The sequence below is a fragment of the Sphingomonas sp. genome, from assembly GCF_051962185.1.
Lineage (GTDB): Bacteria > Pseudomonadota > Alphaproteobacteria > Sphingomonadales > Sphingomonadaceae > Sphingomonas.
In genome coordinates this window covers 1-8,726 of sequence record NZ_JBQCCN010000332.1, presented here as the reverse complement: position 1 = coordinate 8,726, position 8,726 = coordinate 1, and the positions used below count along the sequence as shown (strand labels likewise).

Sequence of the window (8,726 nt, the reverse complement as noted above, 5' to 3'; positions counted from 1 at the left end):
GACAGATTCTCGACCTCGATCACCTTGCCGCCGAGGCGCTCGGGGACCTGGATGACGATCTGCGCCTTGCCCGGCGTGCGGTTCTGCTGCGCTTCGACCAGCTGCTCGAACTTGGCGATACGCGCCTTGGACTTGGTCTGGCGCGCCTTGGCGCCCTGCCGGATCCATTCGAGCTCGTCCTTGATCGCCTTCTGGCGGCCCGATTCCTCGCGCTCCTCCTGCTCGAGGCGCTTGGATTTCTTCTCGAGATAGGTCGAGTAATTGCCCTCGTACGGAAAGTACTTGCCGCGATCGATCTCGAGGATCCAGCCGACGACGTTATCGAGGAAATAGCGGTCGTGGGTGATCATCAGCACCGCGCCGGCATATTCCTTGAGGTGGTTTTCGAGCCACTCGACGCTCTCGGCATCCAAATGGTTGGTCGGTTCGTCGAGCAGCAGGATCGACGGCTTCTGGATCAGCAACCGGGTCAGCGCGACGCGGCGCTTCTCACCGCCCGACAAATTGGCGACGGGCGAATCCCCCGGCGGGCAGCGCAATGCTTCCATCGCCAGTTCGAGCTGGCTGTCGAGCGTCCAGCCGTCGACCGCATCGATCTTGCCCTGGAGCTCGCCCATTTCTTCCATCAGCGCGTCGAAATCGGTGTCGTCCTTGGGGTCGCCCATTTCGGCCGAGATCGCGTTGAAACGGTCGACCATGTCGGCGACGTCGCGCGCGCCGTCCTTGACGTTCTCGAGCACCGACTTGTTCGGATCGAGCTCGGGCTCCTGCGCCAGATAGCCGACGGTGATGTTTTCGCCCGGCCACGCCTCGCCCGAGAAGTCCTGGTCGATGCCGGCCATGATCTTCATCAGTGTCGACTTGCCGGCGCCGTTGGGGCCGACGATGCCGATCTTGGCGCCGTGATAGAATTGCAGATTGATGTTGTTGAGCACCGGCTTGGGAGCGCCGGGGAAGGTCTTGGTCATGTCCTTCATGACAAAAGCGTATTGGGCGGCCATGGCGGCACGTTGCTCCGTGGTTCGAATTGCCGGAAAAAGTCGAGCGGGCAGATAGCGATTGGGCCGCCGGTTGGAAAGCCCCGGTGGCTTGCTGGATGCGGTGTATTGGTCCTTGGGCGTACCCCCGCCACCGGCAACATCCTGGATTGTGCTGGAAGGCGTGCGGGCTAGGAGCGCAGCGCTGTCGCGTAGCTTGAGCTACGCGCAAGCACGCGACGACGCCGGCGCGCCTCCCAGCACAACCGCGAAGCGGCGGGCGGCTTTTGGCGCAGCGCGGCGTCGCTCGTCGGTCACGATGCATCGACATCGCTCCCTCCTCGCTTCTAGCCCTGCGCCAAAATCCGCTCCGTCCAGGACATTGCCGGTGGCGCGGGTACGCCCTAAGCAACGCCATTCTTTCCTGGTGCCGCCTGGCGCTGCGTACCCCTTCCTTCAGGAGACCCGATCGATGCGCCTGCCGCTGATGCTGTCCGTCGCCACTCTCGCCCTTGCCGTCCCCACGCTCGGCCTGGCGCAGCGCGCGCTTCCGGAGCCGACCAAGGTCGATCCGGCAGTCGCCAGGGCGCGCGACGATGCGCGCGACCACGACAAGGTCGCCTGGGAGATCGTCGAAGACCTGACCACCGAAGTCGGCCAGCGCCTCGCCGCCACCGAAGCCGAGGCGCGTGCCCGCGCCTGGGCGGTGATCCGGCTCAAGAAGCTCGGGTTCCAGAACGTCCACATCGAGACCTACAAGATGCCGGTGTGGATCCGCGGCGAGGAAACGGCCGAGATCGTCGGTCCCTATCCGCAAAAACTGATCGTCACCGCGCTCGGCCGTTCCGGGGCGACGCCGCCCGAGGGGATCACCGCCCCGGTGGTCTATTTCCCGACACTCAACGACCTGATCGCCGCGCCCGACGGCAGCCTGAAGGGCAAGATCGCGTTCATCTCGAACCAGATGGAAGCGACTCAGGATGGCAGCGGCTATGGCGCCTATGGCGGGGCACGGTTCATCGGCCCGAACATCGCCGCCAAGAAAGGCGCGCTCGCCACGGTGATCCGCTCGATTGGCAGCGACAAGGGACGCTGGCCGCACACCGGCGGCACCAATTGGGCGCCCGGCGTGACGCCGATCCCGGCCGGCGCGCTGTCGGTCGCCGATGCCGAGCAGCTCGAACGCATCTTCGCACGCACCGACAAGGTAGTAATGAAGCTGGTTCTCACCCCGCGCACGTTGCCCGAGGCGGAATCGGGCAATGTCGTCGCCGAAGTACCGGGGACCGACCCCAATGCCGGCGTCGTCCTGGTCGGCGGCCATCTCGATAGCTGGGATCTCGCGACCGGCGCGATCGATGACGGTGCCGGCGTCGCGATCACCACCGCCGCGGCCAAGCGCCTGCTCGACGGCCCTCGCCCGCGCCGCACGATCCGGGTGGTCTGGTTCGGCGCCGAGGAGCCCGGCGGTTTCGGCGGCGCGGCTTACGCCAAGGCGCATGCCGGCGAGAAGTTCGCGATGGCGAGCGAGTCGGACTTTGGCGCCGACAATGTCTGGCGCTTCAACACCAACCTGCCCGACAGCGCCAAGGCGGTCGGCGACCGGCTCGCAGCGGCCCTCGCCCCCCTCGGCATCGTGCGCGGCCGCGACGTGGCGGGCGGTGGCACCGATGTCAGCCCGGTGCTGGCGAGCGGCGTCCCGGCGGTCACGCTCGAGCAGTCGGGCCAGCGCTATTTCGACTGGCATCACACGCCCGAGGACACGCTCGACAAGATCGACCCGCAACAGCTCCGTCAGAACGTCGCCGCCTGGACCACCTTGCTGTGGATCGTCGCCAACGCGCCCGAGGAATTGGGCCCGGTGAAGCCCAATTTGAGCGAATGACGGCGGCGCGCGGCCAGTCTCGGCCCGGCGCCAAAGGAGCGGTCGCGGCAATTTGGCCGTTGACCGCCACATTGTCGCCGTTATTCCTCCAGCTTCGCGAACGGCCATGTGGCCGGGCCGCGAAACGACGGTAACTTTTTGGGAGCACCCAAATGAAGAAGATCGCCATTGTTCTCGCCGCCGCGAGCCTCGTTTCCCTCGCGGCCTGCAAGTCGCAGACCCCGGCGGCGGCCAATGCCGACGCGGTCGCAGCGAATCTGGCCGCAGAAGCCGACAACCTGCAGGATCAGGCCAGCGACATGACCAACAATGCGGCGTCGGCCGCGGTCGCCAACGCGTCGGACAGCCTGAACAACGCAGCTGACTCGATCCGCGCCGAAGCCGCGAACACCGCTGCGCCGGCCAAGAAGTAAGCATCGGGCCGCAAGGCCGATGCCGAACGGTACGATGAAGGGCGTCTCCTTCGGGAGGCGCCTTTTTTCATGAGGAGCCGCCTTCATGGAGGTCGGCTGGCGGATCGGGCCGGCGATGCGAGCCCGCTTGCCGCCCGCGACAATGCCGCCTAGAGGAGCGCCCCAGTCGGGGAGTGGCGCAGCCTGGTAGCGCATCTGGTTTGGGACCAGAGGGTCGCAGGTTCGAATCCTGTCTCCCCGACCATTTTCGCAGGTGGGGCCTGTAGCTCAACTGGTTAGAGCTGGCCGCTCATAACGGCTAGGTTGCGGGTTCAAGTCCTGCCGGGCCCACCAGCACCGCCCGATCCGCCGATTCGACCAGGTCGTCCAGCCCGGCCGGCGTCACGCCCAGGCGAGCCAACTCGGCCAACACGCGATCCCACCACGCCCAGAACAGGCGCAGATCGGCGTCATCCTTCACATAGGGCGTATGCCCCGGGGCAAGCGACGGCGAATGGAAGGCGAAGCTCAGCACCCGCACCCCCTCGCCTACCGCGACGCGGATGGCCTCCACCGCCTCGGCGACCGGGATACCTTCGGGCGTCAGCGGGATGCGCTGAAGCAAGCGTGCGCGCGCGAGCACGCCGCGACCTTTCGGAATGCTGCCGGCCATCTGGTAGAGCCTCATCCCGCCTGATCGCGCGGCCCCGGTGAAGACCGTCGTAAGCGGCAGTTCGACGATTCCGCCGACGCGAAAGGCGTGGTTGCCCAGCGCCGAGAAATCGGGACCGCCTTCCGCCGCATAATCGAACCCGGGCCGCATCGAGCTGTCGAGCCGGTAGCCGAGCGACGCGAGCAGGTCGAAGCTCGCCGGACCCAGTCCATAGCGGCCCGCCCGATAGGCGGTCGGGCGCCTCCCGAACGCTTGCTCGATCGCGTCGGTCAGCGCCGCCATCTTCGCCGCCTCCAGCGCGCGCGGCAGATTGCCGGCAAAGCTGTTGGCGGGCGTGAGCTGCTCGTCGAACGGCGGATTGACCCAGGGATGAAGTTGCGTCCCGACCAAGGTGCCGCCGGTCAGCAGCGGCCCGATCAGGTCGATCGCGCGAGGATCGGTCGCGACCGGGTGATCGACCATCAATGCGAGCGGTACATGGTTGGCGGCGAAGCGACGATGCGCCTTCGGCAAGGCCGCGATCGCTTCGACCGAGCGGTTCTCGCGCGCCAGCGGCCTGCCCCAGTCGAATTCCTCTTCGGTATCGACGAACACGACGAAACGCGTGCCGAACGCGTCGGGCCAGGCGACGAGGTCGCCGGCCGCCGGCGGTTGCGGACGGAACGCTGTCACGTCAGTTGGAAGAAAGCTGCCCCACGTCGTGATCCAACGCCGCGGGCAGGCGCAATGTCAAGCGCTGCTCGCCGATCTTGAGGCTGCCGCCCAGTTCGACGGCGAGGTTGCGCGCCAGCCGCAGGCCGAACGCGGTGCCGAGCAGCGAACCTTCCTGGTCCTCGCCTTCGAGCGACAGCAGTGCCTCGCCCGGCCAGGCGGCGAAGGCGCGCGGCCGCTCGACCGCGAGCCGCGCCTGGCCATCCTTCGACGACACCTTGATCGCGATCCGCTCGCCGATCCCACTCGCGCCGACCGCCAGCGCCATCAGCCTGCTGACCAGCCGCGCGACCGCGACCTCGTCGCCGGCGATGGCAAGACCGGGCGGCCCATGATCCACGTCGACCACCGACTGGCGCAGCCGCATCAGCGGCTCGAGATCGATCGCCGCGCGCTTCATCAGCGGCGCCACTTCGACCACGCCCGGGCGCAGCACCAGCGCGTCCTGCTCGATCCGCGCCGCGGTATCGACATCGTCGATCGCCGCGAGCAGGCCCAGCGTATCCTGCCGGATCGCCGCCGCGCGTTCGCGATAATCGTCGGGCGCCGGTCCCAGCACCTGCGCCTCGATCATCTCGGCGAAGCCGGAGATGGCGTTGGTCGGCGTGCGCAATTCGTGAACCAGCGCGCGCAGAGCCTCGGGCGACGGCGCCCCCGCGACCGGCTCGGCACGCTGGTCGGCGCGCGGGCGGCGCGCGACGCCGCGATAGCCGGTGAAGCGGCCGCTCGCCGGATCGAAGGCCGGAGTCGCGGACACTTGCCATTGCCCGGCCGCCTGCGACGTTCCTGCGACCAACAGGCGGGCATCGGCGAACGGTGCGCGCCGCCGGAATGCGCCGCTGACCACGCCGTCGACTTGCGCCGATCCGGTGCCGAGAAGCACGCCGATCAACGGTTCGCGCGGCGCGCCGTCGACCCAGCGAATCGTCCCCGTCGCGTCGGTCTCGAAACAGAAATGCTCGATCGGCGCGTCGCCCGACATCGCCTGGACCGGGCGGCCGAGCGTGCCATGGTCGCGCTGATAGGCATCGATCCGGGCGACCAGGTCGGCGATCGGGAACGGTCCGGTCGGCGCGGGCGGATTCGCGTCATTGGCCGGCGCCGAATCGGGACGGCGCGCATTACCCGTTGCGGGCCGGTCGCCGACGGGGGTGCGGAAGCTCTCGGGCGGCGTGGCGGCCTCGGCGACGACCGGCGCTTCCCACCCGCCTTCGGGCTGCGGCAGCGCGAAGTCCGACGGACCGAAGCTGTCGAGCGCACGGACGGTGTCGGGCGGCAAATCGCGACGGTGGCGCAGGAGCGATCGCGACGTCGGCGGCAATCCCGCCAGCATGCCACGCCATTCCTCCCCGGTCAGCCGTGCCACCGCGATCACCGGGGCGGCGACCGACGGCTCGTCCTCGGCGAACAGGCGGACCAGTTCGGCGGGCGGGTTGGCGAAGGCCAGGCTGCGCGCGCTGGCGGCGCGAATCGGGGTCGGCACGCGGCCGCGAATCGCCCGCAGGCGCTCGATCGCCTCCATGGCCGGGGCCGCGCGGCGCCGGCCGATCAGATCGGTGAGTTGGCGCCAGGCCGACTGCGCACCGAACGGAGTCGCCATGTCGGCGCCGAGAACGGTGTCGAGGCGGTCGTCGAAGCGCAAGAAACACGGTCCTCTGATCGCGCGGGGTGCACCGCGCCTTAGGAAATTCTTAACCGCAGCCGCGCGCGCTTCAACGGTTCATTTTGGCGCGTCGCAATGTGGGACGATTGCGTCGGCCTGCAATTATATTATGCTGGCGACCGGGCTAACTCACATAAAATTCTTGGGGAACTCACGATGGCGTTGGATCGGATCGACCGGCAGATATTGTCGCTGCTGCAGGCCGATGGACGGATGACCAATGTCGAACTGGCGGACCGGGTCGGGCTGACCGCCCCGCCCTGCCTGCGCCGCGTCCGCGCGCTGGAAGAAGCCGGCGCGATCAAGGGCTATCACGCCGAGCTCGATCCGGCGACCTTGGGCTATCCGATCACGGTGTTCGCCATGGTCAGCCTGAAGAGCCAGGCCGAGCGCGACCTGAGCGCGTTCGAGACGCATATCGCGACGATCCCCGAAGTGCGCGAATGCCATATGCTCAACGGTGAGATCGACTTCATCCTGAAGATCGTCGCCAGCGACCTGAAAGCGTTCCAGGACATCCTGACCACGCATCTGACCCCGGCGCCCAACGTCGCCAGCGTCAAGACCTCGCTGACCATCCGCACGTCGAAGAACCAGCCGGGCATTCCGGTCGGGGAGGAATAGGCCGAAGAGAAAAAGGGCGGCTCCGCGGCCGCCCTTCCCTCATCTCGCGATCGTCGAGCGATCAGCTCGTCGGCGGATTGTCGAGCCAGGTCATCCAGAAACCAGCGAGATCGCTGCGCGGCGGCGTGGTTACCGCTGCGAAGGCCGTCTTCGCTGCCGCCTTGTCGCCCGACAGCGCCAGCGCGATCCCGAGATGGGTGTTGACCTCGTCATTGTTGACGCCGCCCTTGGCCAGCGCCTGCCGGTAGAGGCCGATCGCCTTCGCATAGTCGCCGCGGCCGAGATAGGCGTCGCCGGTCTGCGACGACAATGCCCCGGTCGGCGACGACGCCGACTTGGCTTCGAGCCCGGCGAACGAGCCCTCGGCGGCGATCTGCGCGTTCGAGGTCTGGACCAGCGCCTGGATGTTCGAGCTGCCCGCGCCGGGAATCTTGCCCAGCGCCTTGCCTTCCGCAATCACCGCCTTGGTTTCGTCGGGCAGGCCGACGTCCATCACCTTCTGGGCGTATTCCTCGTAATAATCCTGGTCGGGCAGCGACTTGGTCACCCGCATCAGGCGGAACAGATCGATCGTCTGGCGCTTGTCCAGCTTGGCGACCGGGTTCTGCGTCAGGCCGTAATAGCCGAGCGCGTCGCGCCAGGTCTTGGCGGTCGGATAGGCGACCAGCCAGCGCTTGAGCCAGGTGACCGTCTGCGGCTTGAGCCCGGCGGCGGCCGATTGCGCGATGCCGTATTTGTAGATGTCCTCAGGCTGCTTGCCGGCGGCAACCAGCTTTTCGAGATCGGCCATGCCGCCCGCAGCGTCGCCGCCCTGGACCTTCGACTTGGCCAGATACAGCGCCAGATTGGGTTCGGTCGAGCCGTGCTGCTGCGCCTGCTGGAACAGCCGGATCGCGCGTGCCCAGTCCTTGGCGTCATAAGCGATCGTTGCGCGGCTATATTCGAACTTCGGCAGCATGTCGGCCGGCGTCTTGGGGTTGACGATCAGCGCATCGAGAGGCGCGATCATCGGCGCGGGATCGAACGCGCCATTGGTGCCGGCCGAGGCGTCGGCGATCTTCTGCGAAACCAGCGCGTACCGCAGGAACGTCGCAATATATTTGTCGTCGTCGGTCTTCGCAGCGCCTTCGGCCTCGGCAACCGCGGCCTCCGCCGTCGCCAGGTCCTTGGCGAGCAATGCGGTCTTCGCCTTGTTCGCGGCGATCGCCACGGCCTGGGTATATTGCGGGCCGGCAGGCGCTTCTTCCTTCTTCTTCGCGAAAGCGGGCGGCGCGACGGACAGACCGGCCGCGCCCGCGATCATCGCCGCGGCGAGTGCGGCGGTCGAAATGCTCTTCATCAAACTCTCCTCTTGGGCGGGGGAACCCTCTCCCTCGCTCTAGTCAGGCGGCGCCGGGGGTTCAAGGCACGTCGGCGACCGATTGGCCGAAACGGGCTGAACGCGGATTGAACGATCGGGTTGCGCCGGCACGCGCTCTCCGGCACGGCGAAATCCGCCATTCGCCTCCTCGCGCGCGTACGCGCGCGCGTGACATCGGTTGCAGGACCCGCTAGGGTCTTCATCGAACAGCAACATCACCTGAAAGATACCGGACCTTGACCGACGAGACCGTCCTCGCCGACCCCTCGGACATTACCCCCATCTCCATCGTCGATGAGATGAAGTCGTCGTATCTCGATTATGCGATGAGCGTGATCGTCGCCCGCGCGCTGCCCGACGTCCGCGACGGGCTGAAGCCGGTGCATCGCCGGATTCTGTTCTCGGCGCAGGAAAGCGGGTTCTTCTACAACCGTCCCTATC

At 67.4% G+C, this 8,726-nt stretch carries 8 protein-coding genes and 2 tRNA genes; 6 read left to right on the top strand and 4 right to left on the bottom strand.

From position 1 onward, the window contains the following. Positions 1-1,001 (bottom strand): ATP-binding cassette domain-containing protein (locus ACTHJR_RS20280; protein ID WP_440525234.1); only part of this gene is annotated, 1,001 nt, incomplete at its 3' end. A gap of 448 nt (positions 1,002-1,449) precedes the next feature. On the opposite strand from ACTHJR_RS20280, the gene ACTHJR_RS20275 reads away from it, so the two are divergent. The 4 genes from ACTHJR_RS20275 to ACTHJR_RS20260 all read left to right on the top strand — a co-directional run bounded on the left by ACTHJR_RS20275 (position 1,450) and on the right by ACTHJR_RS20260 (position 3,608). Continuing rightward, positions 1,450-2,862, top strand: coding sequence for a M20/M25/M40 family metallo-hydrolase (locus tag ACTHJR_RS20275; RefSeq protein WP_440525233.1), 1,413 nt, complete (start codon positions 1,450-1,452; stop codon positions 2,860-2,862). Positions 2,863-3,014: 152 nt separating this feature from the next. Continuing rightward, a complete protein-coding gene (locus tag ACTHJR_RS20270) occupies positions 3,015-3,275 on the top strand; it encodes a hypothetical protein (RefSeq protein ID WP_440525232.1) in 261 nt (86 codons plus the stop codon). 167 nt (positions 3,276-3,442) lie between these two features. After that, positions 3,443-3,519: transfer RNA gene (locus ACTHJR_RS20265), tRNA-Pro, on the top strand. Positions 3,520-3,531: 12 nt separating this feature from the next. Beyond that, a tRNA-Ile gene (locus ACTHJR_RS20260) sits at positions 3,532-3,608 on the top strand. On the opposite strand, the gene ACTHJR_RS20255 is transcribed toward ACTHJR_RS20260, so the two are convergent. Both ACTHJR_RS20255 and ACTHJR_RS20250 read right to left on the bottom strand, forming a co-directional pair. Further along, positions 3,574-4,599 (bottom strand): polysaccharide deacetylase family protein, encoded by a 1,026-nt coding sequence (locus ACTHJR_RS20255; protein WP_440525231.1) that lies wholly within the window; start codon positions 4,597-4,599, stop codon positions 3,574-3,576. The genes ACTHJR_RS20260 and ACTHJR_RS20255 overlap by 35 nt on opposite strands. Position 4,600: 1 nt before the next feature. After that, positions 4,601-6,280 (bottom strand): sensor histidine kinase, encoded by a 1,680-nt coding sequence (locus ACTHJR_RS20250; protein ID WP_440525230.1) that lies wholly within the window; start codon positions 6,278-6,280, stop codon positions 4,601-4,603. Between the two features lie 177 nt (positions 6,281-6,457). On the opposite strand from ACTHJR_RS20250, the gene ACTHJR_RS20245 reads away from it, so the two are divergent. Then, entirely contained in the window at positions 6,458-6,925 is a 468-nt protein-coding gene (locus ACTHJR_RS20245) for an Lrp/AsnC family transcriptional regulator (RefSeq protein ID WP_440525229.1), read from the top strand. A 61-nt stretch (positions 6,926-6,986) separates the two neighbouring features. On the opposite strand, the gene ACTHJR_RS20240 is transcribed toward ACTHJR_RS20245, so the two are convergent. Beyond that, entirely contained in the window at positions 6,987-8,264 is a 1,278-nt protein-coding gene (locus ACTHJR_RS20240) for a hypothetical protein (protein ID WP_440525228.1), read from the bottom strand. 257 nt (positions 8,265-8,521) lie between these two features. On the opposite strand from ACTHJR_RS20240, the gene ACTHJR_RS20235 reads away from it, so the two are divergent. Continuing rightward, positions 8,522-8,726, top strand: a 205-nt coding sequence (locus ACTHJR_RS20235; RefSeq protein WP_440525227.1) for a DNA gyrase subunit A, incomplete at its 3' end; no start/stop codon positions are given.

Coding starts and splice junctions, on each gene's coding strand:
- ACTHJR_RS20245 (WP_440525229.1), top strand. CDS start 6,458: ATGGCGTTGGATCGGATCGACCGGCAGATATTGTCGCTGCTGCAGGCC.
- ACTHJR_RS20240 (WP_440525228.1), bottom strand. CDS start 8,264: ATGAAGAGCATTTCGACCGCCGCACTCGCCGCGGCGATGATCGCGGGC.
- ACTHJR_RS20270 (WP_440525232.1), top strand. CDS start 3,015: ATGAAGAAGATCGCCATTGTTCTCGCCGCCGCGAGCCTCGTTTCCCTC.
- ACTHJR_RS20275 (WP_440525233.1), top strand. CDS start 1,450: ATGCGCCTGCCGCTGATGCTGTCCGTCGCCACTCTCGCCCTTGCCGTC.